We start from the raw sequence: 16,069 nt of genomic DNA on the forward strand, positions 1-16,069 counted from the left end.
GCAGCTCCGGCCGAGGGGCGCGGGGAACTGCGCGTGCCCCGGCCAAGCGGCAGCTCCGGCCGAGGGGCGCGGGGAACTGCGCGTGCCCCGGCCAAGCGGCAGCTCCGGCCGAGGGGCGCGGGGAACTGCGCGTGCCCCGGCCAAAGAGCAAGGGGAACAGCGCCGCCTCCCGTCCCCGGCCAAGAGGCACGGAAAGCCGCGCGACCAGCCCGGCCCACCCGCGCCCACCGACCGACGCGACCGCACCGGCCAAGGGGCGCGGGGAACTGCGCGACAAGCCCCGCCCACCCGCACCCGACCACCCCCGCCGGCCCCTCCTACCGCGTGCTGGCCACCACGATCAGCACGATGAATCCCACCGCCAGCACCAGCCCCGCCGACCCGCAGATGATCCCGGCCAGCGCCTGCCCTGCGTTCGTGGCCTCCCCGCGCCTGACCCGCGCCCGCCCGATCACGCCGAAGACGATGCCCAGCACCCCCAGAACCAGCGCGACCGGCCACGCACAGAACCCGACCACGCTGATGATCCCCGTGACGAGACTCGCCGTGCCCAGCCCGTTGTTGGGCATCGGCTGCATGCCGGGCCAGCCCCCGTACCCCACGGGCCCGCCCGGATACGAGGGCAGCGGCTGTCCGGGATAGCCGTACGCCGGCCCCGGACCGGGAGCGGGCGCGCCAGGATAGCCGTAGGGGACCTGGCCGGGACCGCCCGGAGCCATCGGCGGCGGCGGCACGGCCGCACCCTGCGCGTACGGCGGCGCCGCCGGCGCCGGGTGCGCGTACGGGCTGGGTGACGCGTACCCGCCCGGCGCCGCGAACGGGTCGGCCTGTGCGGCCGGAGCCGCGGCACCCGGCGCGGCAGACGGCACCGCCGCGGACGGCACCGCGTCGGACGGCGCCGCGAAGGGGTTCGGCTGCCCCTGGGGAGGCACCTCGCCGGACGCCCCCGGCATCGCCGCGACCGTCCGCTGGTCGTGGATCGACGGCGGTGCGGACGTGTCCGCCCCCTCCCCCGCCTCGGCCGGCTTGTCCAGCCGGATCTTCGGAGCTTCCGGCGCCTCGTCAGTCATCTCTCGATGTCCCCTCTCCTGCCCGCGTGCCGCCGTCATGCTAAGGCCCGTCCACTTCGAACGCCGGTCCGGCCTACGATGGGCCCGGATCACCGATCAGCCGATCACCGCGCAGGGGCCCAGCTCACGGGCGTACCACCGCCGAAGGCGGCCCCGCGCCGTTCCGGGGAGGAACCCTTGACCGACAGCCGCACCACACCCGCCCCCCGCGATGTGCACGCCTTCATCGCCGGGCTGCCCAAGGCGGAACTGCACGTCCACCACGTCGGCTCCGCCTCCCCCCGGATCGTGTCCGAACTGGCCGCCCGGCACCCCGACTCCAGGGTGCCCAGCGATCCCGAGGCCCTGGCCGACTACTTCACGTTCACGGACTTCGCCCACTTCATCGACGTCTACCTCTCGGTCGTCGACCTGATCCGCACGCCCGAGGACGTCCGGCTGCTCACCTACGAGGTGGCCCGCGAGCTGACCCGTCAGCAGGTGCGCTACGCCGAGCTGACCATCACCCCCTTCTCCTCCACCCGGCGCGGTATCGACGCCAGGGCATTCATGGAGGCGATCGAGGACGCGCGCAAGGCGGCGGAGTCCGAGTTCGGGACGGTGCTGCGGTGGTGCTTCGACATCCCCGGCGAGGCGGGTCTGGAGGCCGCCGAGGAGACGGTGCGGCTCGCGACCGACGACCGGTTCCGTCCGGAGGGCCTGGTCTCCTTCGGTCTCGGCGGCCCCGAGATCGGCGTGCCCCGGCCGCAGTTCAAGCCGTACTTCGACCGGGCCGTCGCGGCCGGCCTGCACTCCGTACCGCACGCCGGTGAGACCACCGGTCCCCAGACGGTCTGGGACGCGCTGACCGACCTGCACGCCGAGCGCATCGGTCACGGCACCAGTTCCGCGCAGGACCCGAAGCTCCTCGCCCACCTCGCCGAGCACCGCATCGCCCTGGAGGTGTGCCCGACCTCCAACATCGCCACCCGCGCGGTCCGCACGCTCGAGGAGCACCCGATCAGGGCCTTCGTGGACGCGGGTGTCGTGGTCACCGTCAACTCCGACGACCCGCCGATGTTCGGCACCGACCTGAACAACGAGTACGCGGTCGCGGCCCGGCTGCTCGGCCTCGACGAGCGCGGCGTAGCCGACCTCGCCAGGAACGCGGTGGAGGCGTCCTTCCTGGACGTGGCGGGCAAGGCGAGGATCTCGGCCGAGATCGACGCGTACACGAAGGCGTGGCTCGCCCCCTGAAGAACCCCTGCGGGGCCCTGACACCATGGGCCCATGCAGACCGTGACCGCCGTGGCCCACCGCGGCGACCCCTACCGCTTCCGCGAGAACACGTCGGCCTCCCTGCGTTCCGCGCTCCAACAGGGCGCGGACGCGGTGGAGATCGACGTACGGCTGACCCGTGACGGCGTCCCCGTCCTCCTGCACGACGAGACCCTGAAGCGCCTCTGGGGCGTCGACCGGCCGCTGTCCGCGCTCTCCGCGGAGGAGGTGCGCGGTCTCACGGACGGCGGTGTGCCGACGCTCGCCGAGGCTCTGGCCGCGACGGCGGACAGCCGGGTGATGATCGACCTGCCCGGCGGTCCCGGTGAGCGGGCGGTGGCGCGGATCGTCGCCGTGGCCCGGGAGTGCGGTGCGGCGGACCGCGTCTACTACACGGGAGACGCGGCGGCGATGCTGGCGGTGCGGGCGGCGGACTCCGCGGCGGAGATCGCCCTGACCCGCACCACGCTGGCGCCCGCGCGCCCGGCACTCCTCGACGTGATCCGCCCCCGTTACCTCAACTACCGCTTCGCCCTGCTCGACCACGCGCTGACCGAGCAGGTCCACCGCAGTGGCTGCCTGGTCTCCTGCTGGACCCCGGACACCCGCCGCTCGATGCGCCGCCTGCTGGACATGGGCGTCGACTCCATCACCACGAACCGGGTGGACCTGCTCGACGCGCTCCGCCGCCGCGCCATCGGCACCTGAGCACCTGAGCACCTGAGCACCTGAGCGACGGAACGGCTCAGTCCCGGAACGGCTGAGTAGCGGGCCGGCGGGGAGGGCCGGACGCGGGGAGGGGGTGGGGTCGAGGGAGCGGACCCCCCTCTCCCGGGCCGGCGGATCCAGGCGTAACATGTGAACGAAACAGTTTCGTTCACGGAACGGACCTCGCATGGAGAAGACAGGCACGGTCTCCGTACTCGTCGTCAACGACCAATCCCTCCAACGCCTCGCCCTGCGCATGCTGCTCGCCGCCGAGCCCGGGCTGACCGTCGTCGGGGAGGCGACGGACGGGGACGAGGCCCTCCGTGCGAGCGCCGAACTCCGCCCCGACGTCGTCCTGATGGACGGCCGGCTGTCCGGGGCGGCCGGCACCGACACGATCCGGCGCCTCACCCACCCCGCTCCCCGGACGGCACGCACCCCGGTGCTGCCCGCCGCCGAGGAGGCCCGCGCTCCCCGGGTCCTGGTGCTGACACCCGCCGAGCAGGAGGCGGAGGCCTGGGCAGCCCTGCGCGCGGGCGCCGGCGGATTCCTGCTCGACGACGCCGACCCGGCCGAACTGACCGCCGCCATCAAGGTGGTGGCCGCCGGCGAGGCCGTCATCACGCCCGGTCTGACCCGCGCGCTCATCGACGCCGTCCGCGAGCGGCGCACCAGCCGCCCCCTCCCCCGCGCGGCCGGGCTCGGTGTCCTCACCGAACGCGAACGCGATGTCCTGGTCGCGGTGGCCTCCGGCTGGTCCAACGCGGAGATCGCCCAGTGGCTCTCCATCGCCCCGACCACCGTGAAGACCCACGTCAGCAACGTCCTGGCGAAGATCGGCGCCCGCGCCCGCGTGCAGGCGGTGACCTTCGCCTACGAGTCGGGGCTGATCCGGCCGGCGGCGTGACCGCGCCCCTCACGTCGTACCGCCGCCCCCGCACGGCGGCGGCCCGCCGGAGGTGAAGGGCGCCACCGACCGGCGCGCACCACCCACACCCGTACACGCACCCGAACGCACCGGACCACTCCCGCGCGCAACGCACCCGCTGCCGCGCGCACCGGACCCGATGCCGCACGCACCCACCGCACCCACTGCCGCATGCACCAGAGGCATGACTGGCCCCTTTCCCAGGCATTGGACGCATGCATGGTCGACTGCGAGGCTTCCTGAGAGCGCGTGCCCGGGGGCGCGAGGCGCCCCGAGGCGCCCCGGACGCGCTCTGGCAGCACTCTGGAAGCGACGCGGAAAGCGGACAAGGAGCCGATCATGGGAACCCAGTGGAACGCCGTCGAGGGGCACGTGGAGACGACCGCCCGCGGCCGTGCCGTGCTCTCCCAGCCCCGCCTCAACCGGGGCACCGCCTTCACCCCGGAGGAACGCCGGTCGCTGGGCCTGGTGGGCCTGGTGCCGTCGGCCGTACTCACCCTTGAGCAGCAGGCCGAGCGCGCCTACCAGCAGTACGCGGCCCAGCCGACCGACCTGGCCAAGAACGTCAATCTCACCGCGCTGCACGACCGCAACCAGGTGCTCTTCTACCGGCTGCTCGGTGACCACCTCGACGAGATGCTGCCCATCGTCTACACCCCGACCGTCGGCCGGGCGATCCAGCGCTACAGCAACGAGTACCGGCGCCCGGCCGGTGTGTACCTGTCGGTGGACGCGCCGGAGGACATCGAGGGCGCGCTGACGGCCATCGGCCTGGGCCCGCACGACGTCGACCTGATCGTCGCCACGGACGGTGAGGCGATCCTCGGCATCGGCGACTGGGGCGTGGGCGGCATCGACATCTCGGTGGGCAAGCTCGCCGTCTACACCGCCGCCGCGGGTATCGACCCGAACCGCACCCTGGCGGTCATGCTGGACGTCGGCACCAACCGCGAGGAGCTCCTGCGGAACCCGCTCTACCTGGGCAACCGGCACCCGCGGGTGGACCGGGAGACGTACGACGCGTTCATCGACGCCTACGTCATCACCGCCCGCCGGCTCTTCCCGGACGCGCTGCTGCACTGGGAGGACTTCGGCGCCGCCAACGCCCGCCGGATCCTCGAGCGTTACCGCCCGCACCAGTTCACCTTCAACGACGACGTGCAGGGCACCGGCGCCGTCAACCTCGCCGCCGTGCTCTCCGGGGTGGAGGCCAGCGGGATCGCGCTGCGCGACCACCGGGCGGTGATCTTCGGCGCGGGCACCGCCGGCATCGGCATCGCCGACCAGCTGCGCGACGCGATGGTCGCGGACGGGCTGACCGTCGAGGAGGCCACCGCCCGCGTCTTCGCCGTGGACCGCTACGGCCTGCTCACCGATGACCAGGACGGGTTGCGCGACTTCCAGGTCCGCTACGCCCGTCCCGCCGCCGAGGTCGCCGGGTGGCGCCGGGACGAGAAGGTCGGGGGCATCGCGCTGGCCGAGGTCGTCGGGCGGGCCCGGCCGACCGTCCTGATCGGCACCTCCGGCCAGGGCGGCTCCTTCACCGAGGACATCGTCCGCACCATGGCAGCCCACGCCCGCCGCCCGATCATCCTGCCGATGTCCAACCCGACGGACCTGGCCGAGGCGGTCCCCGCCGACCTGCTGGCCTGGACCGGGGGCCGCGCCCTGATCGCCACCGGCAGCCCGTTCCGGCCGGTCGAACACGACGGGGTGCGGTACGAGATCGGACAGGCCAACAACGCGCTGATCTTCCCCGGCCTCGGACTCGGCGCCATCGTCGCCCGGGCCACCCGGATCACCGACGGCATGCTGGCCGCCGCCGCGCACGCCGTCGCCGGCCGGACCGACGCCACCAGCCCCGGCTCACCGATCCTGCCCCTCACCGACCAGCTGCGCGAGACCTCGGTCGCCGTGGCGGTCTCGGTGGCCCGTGCGGCCGACGCCGACGGAGTGGCGCGCGAGAGTGTGGACGACTCCGTCGAGGACCGGGTGCGGGCCGCGATATGGCAGCCGGTGTACCCGCCGATCAAGGCCGTCTGAGCCGCCCCGGACCGCCGCGCCCGCCCTGGGCTCCCCCGCCCATGTCCGCACGGCATCCGTCCCCGCCGTCCGATGCGGCGGGAGAATGGGGGCCATGGATCTCCAGGTACTGCGCTCCTTCCAGGCCGTGGCCGAGGGCGCGACCGTCACCGAGGCCGCGGCCGCCGCGCACATCACCCAGCCCGCGCTCTCCCGGGCCCTGGACCGGCTGGAGAGCGAGGTCGGCGCGGAGCTCCTCCAGCGGGTCGGCCGGGTCCTGCGGCCCACCCCGGCCGGGCGGGTGTTCAAGGAGTACGTCGACTCCGTGCTGGACAGCTGGGACCGGGGCCGGCGGGCCGTCGCCGAGGTGGTCGACCCCGACACCGGCGTGGTGTCGCTGGCCTTCCTGCACACCCTCGGCACCTGGCTCGTGCCGAGGCTGGTCACCGGATTCCGGCAGCGCTACGCCACCGTCCGGTTCGAACTGCACCAGGCCGACGAGAACGGTCTCACCCAGCACCTCCTGGACTCCACCGCGGATCTGATCATCACCGGCAAGGACCCCGGCCACCCGCTGATCACCTGGCGCCGGCTGCTGGTCGAACCCCTCTGGCTGGCCGTCCCCGCCCGCCACCGGCTCGCACAGCGGCGGCGGGTACGGCTCGCCGAGGTGGCCGCGGAGCAGTTCATCGTGCTCAAGCCGGGCTACGGGCTGCGCAGTGTCACCGAGACCCTGTGCCACCAGGCCGGCTTCAGCCCCCTGGTCGGGTTCGAGGGCGAGGAGGTGGAGACGCTGCGCGGCCTGGTCGCGTCCGGCCTCGGCGTCTCCCTCATCCCGGCCGCCCCCGAGGTCACCGCGGATCCTCGGACCGGCCCGGAGCTCCCCGTCCGCTACCTCGGGCTCACCGACGTGCGGGCCGCCCGGGACATCGGCGTGGCCCGACTGGCCGCCCGCACCCTGCCGCCCGCCGCGCGGCGCTTCATCGACCACGCCCTGGACACGACGGCCGGGCCGGAGGGAGCGCCGCATCATGGCAACGTGTAACACAACACGGTTGCACTAATAACGAAACCATGTTGTGCTGTCGGCATGCGTACACACACCTGGTTCATCACCGGCTCCTCCCGCGGCTTCGGCCGCGACCTCGCGACCGCCGCCCTGGAGGCCGGCGACAACGTCGTGGCCACCGCCCGCAGGCCCGAGCAACTGGACGCTCTCGTCGAGAAGTACGGCGACCGCGTCCTGACCGTGGCGCTCGACGTCACCGACCGGCGCGCCGCCGAGGCCGGACTCCGGGCCGCCGCCGACCGCTTCGGCCGGGTCGACGTGGTGGTCAACAACGCCGGATACGCCAACCTCGCCGCCGTGGAGACGACCCCGGAGGACGACTTCCGCCGCCAGTTCGAGACGAACTTCTGGGGCGTCTACAACGTCTCCACCGCCGCGCTCCCGATCCTCAGGGCCCAGGGCGGCGGCACCATCGTGCAGTTCTCCTCCATCGGCGGCCGCGTCGGCGGCACCCCCGGCCTCGGCTCCTACCAGGCCGCCAAGTTCGCCGTGGACGGTTTCACCCGGGTCCTCGCGGCCGAGACCGCGCCCCTCGGCATCCGCTGCGTGGTCGTGGAGCCCAGCGGCTTCGCCACCGACTGGGCCGGCTCCTCGATGCGGATCCCCGAGGTGACCCCGGAGTACGAGCCCACGGTCGGGGAGATGGTCCGCCTGCTCGGCGGCACCGTCGCCGCCGCGGGCGATCCCGCGCGGGCCGGCGAGATCCTGGTCCGGGTCGTCAAGGCACCGAACCCGCCCACGCACCTGCTCCTCGGCGTCAACGCCGTCGACATGGCGCAGGACTACTCCCGCGCCCAGTTGGAGGAGGCCGCCGCCTGGGACCCGGTGAGCCGCTCGGCCGACTTCGGCCAGTCCTACCCGGCGGACATTCCCGTCGCGGCGCGGCCGACGGACCGATGACGGCCCCGTGTGCGCGGCGGCGGTGTCAGGCGCCGCCGGCGCGGGCCAGGGCGTGACGCGCGATGCCGGCGGCGAACAGCGGTGTCTCCCGCCGGTTGTGATCGCCTGAGGCGGCCTGCCGTGCGGCCGCCGCCTCCTCGAAGGTGCCGCCGTTCCCCTCGTTGAAGTCCATGAACTCCTGGGTGGGGTGGCTGGTGACCTGGTTGGTGTAGGTGAGGGTGCCGTCGCCGTCGTCCCTGACCGACAGGTCCCAGATCACCTGGACCGTCGTGCAGCCGTGCGGTGTGAGCACGTCGGAGAGGGACACCAGGTGGCAGTGGTGCTTCTCGGTGATCTCGGCGACGTAGTGCTGGACCACCAAACCGGTGCCGATCATCTCCACGTTGATCGACATCGGCCGGCCGTCGACGGTCGTGGTGTACCCGGCCGCCTTGTGGTCGGGCGGGGCGCACCGCTGGTACTCCTCGTCCGGAAGGTTCAGCAGCCAGTCGCCGATGTCGATCGCGTCCCAGGGCGCGTCGAGCGGTGCGTGTTCCGTGGAGGCGGAGAGGACCAGGTCGGACAGGACTTTCCTCGCGTCACTCATGCGTGTCACCTGAGGTGTGGGCCGCGGCCGGAGCCGCGCCGGCATGGAACGGAGGGCGCGGCCGGATCCGGCACCTGCTCGCCCTCCCCGGAAGCCACCACTCTAGAACCGGCGCATGAGCCCCGCATGTCCGAAGAATCCGCAGGTCACGGCCTGTGGACCGAGAACGCACGGCCGGTCGCACGGCCGCTCCCTACAACCCCACGATCTTGTTCCACCGCTTCGCGAAGTCGACGCGTTCCTCCGACGTGATGTCGCGGGCGATGGCGAGGCGTGCGCGCATCGCCGTGTTCGGGAAGATCAGGGGGTTCTCGGCGAGGGCGGCGGTGTCCTCGTCCTTGGACGCGGCGAGGACGTCACGGGCCGCCGGGACGGGGCAGACGTAGTTGACCCAGGCGGCGAGCCGGGCGGCGACCTCGGGCTCGTAGTAGTGGTCTACGAGGCGTTCGGCGTTGGTCTTGTGGGCGGCCCGGTCCGGGATCATCAGGGAGTCCGACCACAGCTCCGCGCCCTCCTCGGGGACGACGAAGCGTATGTCGGGGTTGTCGGCCTGGAGTTGGATGACGTCGCCGGAGTACGCCTGGCAGGCGAGGACGTCACCGCTGACCAGGTCCTTGGTGTAGTCGTTGCCGGTGAAGCGGCGGATCTGGCCGCGGGCCACCTGCTTCTCGACCTCGTCGCAGACGTCGTGGAAGTCGTCGGCCGTCCACCTGGTGATGTCCACGCCGTTGCCCTGCATCAGCAGCGCGAACGCCTCGTCGAGTCCGGACAGGAGGGTCACCCGGCCCCTGAGGTCGCTCGCCCACAGGTCCTTGACGTGCCGGATCTCGCGGCCCAGCTTCCGGTGGTCGTAGGCGATGCCGGTGATGCCCGACTGCCACGGCACCGTGTACAGGCGGCCCGGGTCGAAGGCCGGCGAGCGCAGCAGCGGGTCCAGGTACTTCGCCACGTTCGGCTGGTGGGCGCGGTCCATCTTCTGGACCCAGCCCAGCCGGACGAACCGGGCGCACATCCAGTCGCTGATGACGATCAGGTCCCGGCCGGTGGACTGGTGGTTCATCAGCGCGGGGCTGATCTTGCCGAAGAACTCGTCGTTGTCGTTGATCTCCTCGATGTAGTCGACGGAGATCCCGGACTGCTTCTCGAAGTCGTCGAGGGTGGGCCGCTTGTTCGGGTTGTCGTCGTCGACGTCGATGTACAGCGGCCAGTTGGCGAAGACCAGTCTGTGGTCCAGGGCGGACCGGTCGGTCACGGCCCGGTCGTCGGCCCTGACGTAGGCGGCGGGCACCCCGCATCCCGCGAGGGCGCCCAGCGCGGCGGTGCCGCCGAGCGCGCGCAGCAGGGAACGACGGGACATCGGGGGCGTCTGAGGAGAGGTCTGGGGCACATCTGAAGCATGGCTCGCGCGCCCTCGGCCGGGCAATCGACGGTCCGTCGAGCCCCCTGACGTGGACCGGACACCTTGTCGATGACCTGGGTCGACGCGGCGTCGCTTCTCCGCAGAGGGCAGCTGAAGCGCCCCGGAAGGGGCGCGGGGAACTGAGCGACCAGCCCCCACGCGCCCGCAGCCGGGATCAGCCGTCGAGGGAGGTCATCACGTGCTTGATCCGCGTGTAGTCCTCGAACCCGTAACCCGACAGGTCCTTGCCGTACCCGGACTTCTTGAACCCGCCGTGCGGCATCTCCGCGACCAGCGGGATGTGCGTGTTGATCCACACGCAGCCGAAGTCCAGCTTCTTGGACATCCGCATCGCGCGCCCGTGGTCCTTGGTCCACACCGAGGAGGCCAGCGCGTACTCGACGCCGTTGGCCCACTCGGTGGCCTGGTCCTCGTCGGTGAAGGACTGGACGGTGATGACGGGTCCGAACACCTCGTTCTGGATGATCTCGTCGTCCTGCTTGAGGCCGGAGACGACGGTCGGGGCGTAGAAGTAGCCCTTGGCTCCGACCCGCTGGCCGCCGGCCTCGACCTTGGCGTGGGCGGGCAGCCGCTCGATGAAGCCGGAGACCTGCTTGAGCTGGTTGGGGTTGTTGAGGGGGCCGAAGAGCACGTCCTCGTCGTCCGGCTGCCCGGTCTTCGTCTCGGCCGCGGCCTTGGCGAGCGCGGCGACGAACTCGTCGTGGATGGACTCCTGGACGAGGACGCGGGTGGCGGCCGTGCAGTCCTGGCCGGCGTTGAAGAAGCCCGCGACGGAGATGTCCTCGACGGCCTTGGCGATGTCGGTGTCCTCGAAGACGACGACGGGGGCCTTGCCGCCCAGCTCCAGGTGGACCCGCTTGAGGTCCTTGGAGGCGGACTCGGCGACCTGCATGCCGGCCCGCACGGAGCCGGTGATGGAGGCCATCGCCGGGGTCGGGTGCTCGACCATCAGGCGGCCGGTGTCGCGGTCGCCGGTGACGACGTTGAAGACGCCCTTGGGGAGGATGCCGCCGAGGATCTCGGCCATCAGGACGGTCGACGCGGGGGTCGTGTCGGACGGCTTGAGCACGACCGTGTTGCCCGCGGCGAGCGCCGGGGCGAACTTCCACACGGCCATCATCATCGGGTAGTTCCACGGCGCGACCTGCGCGCAGACGCCGATCGGCTCGCGGCGGACGATGGAGGTCAGGCCCTCCATGTACTCGCCGGCCGAGCGGCCCTCCAGCATCCGGGCCGCGCCCGCGAAGAAGCGGATCTGGTCGACCATCGGCGGGATCTCCTCGGAGCGGGTGAGCCCGACGGGCTTGCCCGTGTTCTCCACCTCGGCCGCGATGAGCTCCTCGGCGCGCTCCTCGAACGCGTCGGCGATCTTCAGGAGGTACTTCTGGCGCTCGGCGGGCGTGCTGTCCCGCCAGGCCGGGAAGGCCGCGGCGGCGGCCGCCATGGCCGCGTCGACGTCGGCCGCCCCGGAGAGCGGCGCCGTCGCGTACGCCTCGCCGGTCGCGGGGTTGACCACCTCGGTGGTCCGTCCGTCGGCGGCGTCCCGGAACTCACCGTCGATGTAGTTGCGCAGACGACGCAGCTCGGTGCTCACTGCCGGCCCTCCAAGTTCGGTGTCCATTCACTGAGACACCCACAGTAATCCGAGATCCCACGTTTTCAACACCCCCACCGGCGCCACTTCTGCGAAATCCGCAAAACCGGGTACCTCAAACAACGAATTTCATCGCTACGGCCTTGCGGAACCGTCGAGACGTCGTGCACAGTGAGGTCGTGGCCAGTCGAAGCGCAGACCAGAGGGACTCCTCCCGCGAGTCCAGGAACGGCACCCCGCAGTTGGACGCCGTTTCCCTCGCCATCATCCAGCAGCTCCAGGAGGACGGCCGCCGGCCGTACGCGGCGATCGGCAAGGCCGTCGGCCTGTCGGAGGCGGCCGTGCGCCAGCGCGTCCAGAAGCTGCTGGACCAGGGCGTGATGCAGATCGTCGCCGTGACGGACCCGCTCACCGTGGGCTTCCGCCGGCAGGCGATGGTCGGCGTCAACGTCGAGGGCGATGTCGAGTCGATAGCGGAAGCGCTGACGGCCATGTCGGAAGTCGAGTACGTGGTGATGACCGCGGGCTCGTTCGACATCCTCGCGGAGATCGTCTGCGAGGACGACGACCACCTGCTGGACGTCATCAACAAACGCATCCGGGCGCTGCCCGGCGTGCGCTCCACCGAGAGCTTCGTCTACCTGAAGCTGAAGAAGCAGACCTACATGTGGGGAACCCGATAACCGTGACCCAGAAGGACCTCAGCCGCACCGCGTACGACCACCTGTGGATGCACTTCACCCGCATGTCCTCGTACGAGAACTCGCCCGTCCCGACCATCGTCCGGGGTGAGGGCACCTACATCTACGACGACAAGGGAAAGCGCTACCTGGACGGTCTCGCGGGCCTGTTCGTGGTCCAGGCCGGTCACGGCCGCACGGAACTCGCCGAGACCGCCTTCAAGCAGGCCCAGGAGCTGGCCTTCTTCCCGGTGTGGTCGTACGCCCACCCGAAGGCCGTCGAGCTGGCCGAGCGCCTCGCCGACTACGCCCCCGGCGACCTGAACAAGGTCTTCTTCACCACGGGCGGCGGCGAGGCCGTCGAGACCGCCTGGAAGCTCGCCAAGCAGTACTTCAAGCTGCAGGGCAAGCCGACCAAGTACAAGGTCATCTCCCGCGCGGTCGCCTACCACGGCACCCCGCAGGGCGCCCTGTCCATCACCGGTCTGCCGGGCCTGAAGGCGCCGTTCGAGCCGCTGGTGCCCGGCGCGCACAAGGTGCCGAACACCAACATCTACCGCGCCCCGCTCTTCGGCGACGACCCGGAGGCCTTCGGCCGCTGGGCCGCCGACCAGATCGAGCAGGAGATCCTCTTCGAGGGCGCGGACACCGTCGCCGCGGTCTTCCTGGAGCCCGTGCAGAACGCCGGCGGCTGCTTCCCGCCGCCGCCCGGGTACTTCCAGCGGGTCCGCGAGATCTGCGACAAGTACGACGTGCTGCTCGTCTCCGACGAGGTCATCTGCGCCTTCGGCCGCCTGGGCACGATGTTCGCCTGCGACAAGTTCGGCTACGTCCCGGACATGATCACCTGCGCCAAGGGCATGACCTCGGGCTACTCGCCGATCGGTGCCTGCATCGTCTCCGACAAGGTCGCCGAGCCGTTCTACAAGGGCGACAACACCTTCCTGCACGGCTACACCTTCGGCGGCCACCCGGTCTCCGCGGCGGTGGGTCTCGCCAACCTCGACCTGTTCGAGCGCGAGAACCTCAACCAGCACGTGCTCGACAACGAGGGTGCGTTCCTGTCCACCCTGCAGAAGCTGCACGACCTGCCGATCGTCGGCGACGTCCGCGGCAACGGCTTCTTCTACGGCATCGAGCTGGTGAAGGACAAGAACACCAAGGAGTCCTTCAACGACGAGGAGACCGAGCGCGTCCTGTACGGCTTCCTCTCCAAGGCCCTGTTCGAGAACGGCCTGTACTGCCGTGCCGACGACCGCGGCGACCCGGTCGTCCAGCTCGCCCCGCCGCTGATCTCCAACCAGGAGACCTTCGACGAGATCGAGCAGATCCTGCGCGCCACGCTGACGGAGGCGTGGACGAAGCTCTGATCATCCGATCAGCTGCCTGATCACGGCCCCGGTGCCGTCCGTTCGAGTGAGAACGGCGGCCCGGGGCCGTGTGCTGTCCGGGCCCGGCCCCCGACCTGCCTAGCGTGCACGTGACCGATCGGCCCAGCCTTCGTTCCCCCGGACGGGGGATCGGACACGGGAAAACGGATCAGAACCGAGGTGTACGCCATGGAGGCCCCGCCGGACAACGACGTGCTGTGGGCACGCTCCCTGCACTTCCGCCACCAGGACGGCTCGCCCGGTGTCACCGGGGTCTCGCTGGGCGTGCGGGAGGGCGAGATCCTCGCCGTCACCGGGCCGCGCGGGAGCGGCAAGACCACGCTGCTGCGCTGCCTGTCCGGTCTGGTCCCGGCGCAGCACGGCGAGGTCTGGTTCAACAGCACGGCAGTGCACCGGATGGGCCCGCTCACCCGGGAGCGGCTGCGCCGCGACCGGTTCGGCTGGATCGACCCGGCCCCGGCGCTGGTCCCCGAGCTGAACGTCTGGGAGAACACCGCGCTGCCCCTGATGCTGCGCGGCACCGGCCGCCGCCGCGCCAAGGTGGCCGCCCTGGAGTGGCTGGAGCGCCTCGACGTCGGCGACCGGGCCCGCAGCCACCCCGCACAGCTCCAGCAGGCCGAACGCCAGCGCGTCTGCATCGCCCGCGCCCTCGCGCCCGCCCCCACGATCCTCTTCGCGGACGAGCCGACGGCACCGCTGCACCGCGCCGACCGCGCCCACGTGCTGCGCACCCTCACCACGGCGGCGCGCTCGCACGGCATCACCGTCGTCGTCGCCACGCACGACGCGGACACGGCGGCCCTCGCCGACCGTACGGTCCCGCTCCTGGACGGGCGCCGGGTGAACACCGTCCACCTGCCGCCGGTCCCCGAGGCGGAGGGCCGGGCCGAGTGCTCGCTCTCCGCCTGACCCGCGCCGCCCGTCCGGCCGTCCACCTGCGCCGCCTGCTGGTGGCCGCGGCGGCCGGCGGCACGGGCTTCCTGCTGCTGTCCGCCCTCGGCTACGCGATGGTCCACCCGACCCACTCGACGGCCGCGCTGCTGCGCCTGTCGTGGTGCGTGATCCCGCTCGTCGCGACGGTGTACCTCGCGCTCGCGGTGGCCCGCACCGATCCCGGCACCCGGCCGCGCCCGGGGCTGTCCGCCCTGGGCCTGGGTCCGGGCCGCCTGATGTTCGTCGCCGCCCTGAACACCGCGCTGGCCTGCACCCTGGGCTCGCTGCTGGCCCTGCTGGCCTTCCTGCACCTGCGCGGCGACCTCCCCGGCCTGGCCTTCGACGGCACGGCGAAGGACTTCCTGGCGGTGGACAGGTCCCTGCCCGTCCCGGCGGCCCTGACCCTGCTGGCCGTGCTCCCGGTCGTCGCGTCCACCGCGGTGGCCGTGACGCTGCGTCCGAGGGACCTGCCGGACCCGGCGGGCCGGGCGCGGGTCCAGCGCCGTTTCGGGGCTCCGGACACCAGGGCGAAGCGGGAGACCTTCGGGGCCTACGGCCGATTCGGCACGCGTCTGCTCCCGTCCGCGCCCCGGACCGCGCCGCCGCCCGCCGCCGCCCCCGACACCGGGCCGGCAGGGGCGGACGCACTTGACCGCAAGGGCACCCCCGGGAACGGCACCCCCGACGACGGCACCCTTCACGACGGCACCCATCGGAACGGCACCGCACAGGACGGCACGGCCCAGGACGGCACCGCCCAGGTCGGCACAGCGCAGGACGGCGCCGCGCAGGCGCCGGTGGGCGAGGCCGTGCCGCCGGCGGGCGTCACCGGGCGGGTGGAACACGCCAGGACGCCCGCCGGCCTGCCCTGGGGCGTCGCCGTGCTCGCCGCGGGCCTCGCCGCGGAGTCCTACGTCAGCACCATGGAGGCCACCGCCCGTACCGTCCTCCCCGGCGGCCTGGCCGTGGGCCCCGTCGGGGTCCTCGCCGGATGGGCGCTCACGGCGGTCGGTCTGGTGCTGGCCGCGCCGGGCCTCACGCACCTGTGCGGCCGTCTCCTGCAACTCGCCCGCCCCGGGGCCCTGCGCCTGCTGGCCGGCCGCGCCCTGATGGCGGAGGCCACCCGCATCGGGCGCCCGCTCGGTGTCCTCTGCGCGGTGGTGTCCGCGGCCTTCGCGGCCCGCATGCTCCACGCCGACGCCGACGGCGACGGCCTCGCCTTCGGTCCACTGACCACCCTCGGCGGTCTCGTGGTCGCCGGCTGCTCGCTCGCCACCGTCCTGACCGCGGCGGTGGAGGCCCGCCAGTCGCGTTCGGACACCACCGAGGCCCTGCTCCGCCTCGGCGCCCCGGCCACCGTGCTGCGCAGCGCGGCGGCCCTGCGCGCCGGCGCCCTGCTGGCCCTCTTCGCCCCCCTCACGCTGCTGGTGGCCGAGCTCGCCGCGCTGCCCCTCGCCCGCTGAGCCGCCCGGGGGGGGCGCGGGGGCGTCGCCGCCGCGCTTTCGAACGCA

At 72.4% G+C, this 16,069-nt stretch carries 13 protein-coding genes and 1 pseudogene; 10 read left to right on the top strand and 4 right to left on the bottom strand.

Annotated features, from left to right (window positions below):
- Positions 1-317: 317 nt before the first annotated feature.
- A complete protein-coding gene (locus ACFY3I_RS29745) occupies positions 318-1,070 on the bottom strand; it encodes a DUF4190 domain-containing protein (RefSeq protein WP_390864163.1) in 753 nt (250 codons plus the stop codon).
- Between the two features lie 68 nt (positions 1,071-1,138).
- On the opposite strand from ACFY3I_RS29745, the pseudogene ACFY3I_RS29750 reads away from it, so the two are divergent.
- From ACFY3I_RS29750 to ACFY3I_RS29775, 6 genes and pseudogenes are all read left to right on the top strand, one after another.
- A pseudogene (locus ACFY3I_RS29750) lies at positions 1,139-2,306 on the top strand (adenosine deaminase); the annotation flags it as partial.
- A gap of 33 nt (positions 2,307-2,339) precedes the next feature.
- The gene (locus tag ACFY3I_RS29755; protein ID WP_390864164.1) at positions 2,340-3,035 is read left to right on the top strand and encodes a glycerophosphodiester phosphodiesterase; all 696 of its coding nucleotides are present in this window, start codon (positions 2,340-2,342) and stop codon (positions 3,033-3,035) included.
- Positions 3,036-3,222: 187 nt separating this feature from the next.
- Complete coding sequence (locus tag ACFY3I_RS29760) at positions 3,223-3,942, top strand: LuxR C-terminal-related transcriptional regulator (RefSeq protein WP_390864165.1); 720 nt, start codon at positions 3,223-3,225, stop codon at positions 3,940-3,942.
- Positions 3,943-4,302: 360 nt separating this feature from the next.
- Positions 4,303-6,006, top strand: a complete 1,704-nt coding sequence (locus ACFY3I_RS29765) for an NAD-dependent malic enzyme (protein ID WP_390864167.1) — start codon at positions 4,303-4,305, stop codon at positions 6,004-6,006.
- A gap of 94 nt (positions 6,007-6,100) precedes the next feature.
- A complete protein-coding gene (locus ACFY3I_RS29770) occupies positions 6,101-7,030 on the top strand; it encodes a LysR family transcriptional regulator (protein WP_390864168.1) in 930 nt (309 codons plus the stop codon).
- A gap of 45 nt (positions 7,031-7,075) precedes the next feature.
- Positions 7,076-7,954 carry an SDR family NAD(P)-dependent oxidoreductase gene (locus ACFY3I_RS29775; RefSeq protein WP_390864170.1) on the top strand — a complete coding sequence of 293 codons (879 nt, stop codon included), beginning with the start codon at positions 7,076-7,078 and terminating at the stop codon, positions 7,952-7,954.
- 25 nt (positions 7,955-7,979) lie between these two features.
- Here ACFY3I_RS29775 and ACFY3I_RS29780 read toward each other — a convergent pair whose 3' ends face one another.
- The 3 genes from ACFY3I_RS29780 to ACFY3I_RS29790 form a co-directional block, all read right to left on the bottom strand.
- On the bottom strand, positions 7,980-8,540 hold the full coding sequence (locus tag ACFY3I_RS29780; protein WP_390864172.1) for a hypothetical protein: 561 nt from the start codon (positions 8,538-8,540) through the stop codon (positions 7,980-7,982).
- Between the two features lie 193 nt (positions 8,541-8,733).
- Entirely contained in the window at positions 8,734-9,897 is a 1,164-nt protein-coding gene (locus tag ACFY3I_RS29785; protein WP_390864174.1) for a PotD/PotF family extracellular solute-binding protein, read from the bottom strand.
- Positions 9,898-10,114: 217 nt separating this feature from the next.
- Entirely contained in the window at positions 10,115-11,554 is a 1,440-nt protein-coding gene (locus tag ACFY3I_RS29790; RefSeq protein ID WP_390864175.1) for a gamma-aminobutyraldehyde dehydrogenase, read from the bottom strand.
- A gap of 164 nt (positions 11,555-11,718) precedes the next feature.
- On the opposite strand from ACFY3I_RS29790, the gene ACFY3I_RS29795 reads away from it, so the two are divergent.
- The 4 genes from ACFY3I_RS29795 (at position 11,719) to ACFY3I_RS29810 (ending at position 16,021) form a co-directional block, all read left to right on the top strand.
- Positions 11,719-12,237, top strand: a complete 519-nt coding sequence (locus ACFY3I_RS29795) for an Lrp/AsnC family transcriptional regulator (RefSeq protein ID WP_351323573.1) — start codon at positions 11,719-11,721, stop codon at positions 12,235-12,237.
- Positions 12,222-13,604, top strand: a complete 1,383-nt coding sequence (locus ACFY3I_RS29800; protein WP_365289349.1) for an aspartate aminotransferase family protein — start codon at positions 12,222-12,224, stop codon at positions 13,602-13,604. The genes ACFY3I_RS29795 and ACFY3I_RS29800 overlap by 16 nt, the downstream gene beginning before the upstream one ends.
- Positions 13,605-13,793: 189 nt before the next feature.
- Entirely contained in the window at positions 13,794-14,534 is a 741-nt protein-coding gene (locus ACFY3I_RS29805; RefSeq protein ID WP_365289350.1) for an ATP-binding cassette domain-containing protein, read from the top strand.
- On the top strand, positions 14,516-16,021 hold the full coding sequence (locus tag ACFY3I_RS29810) for a hypothetical protein (RefSeq protein WP_390864177.1): 1,506 nt from the start codon (positions 14,516-14,518) through the stop codon (positions 16,019-16,021). Before ACFY3I_RS29805 ends, ACFY3I_RS29810 begins: the two co-directional genes overlap by 19 nt.
- Positions 16,022-16,069: the final 48 nt, after the last annotated feature.

Origin of the sequence: Streptomyces sp. NPDC001068, from assembly GCF_042897315.1 — a bacterium.
Classification (GTDB): domain Bacteria; phylum Actinomycetota; class Actinomycetes; order Streptomycetales; family Streptomycetaceae; genus Streptomyces.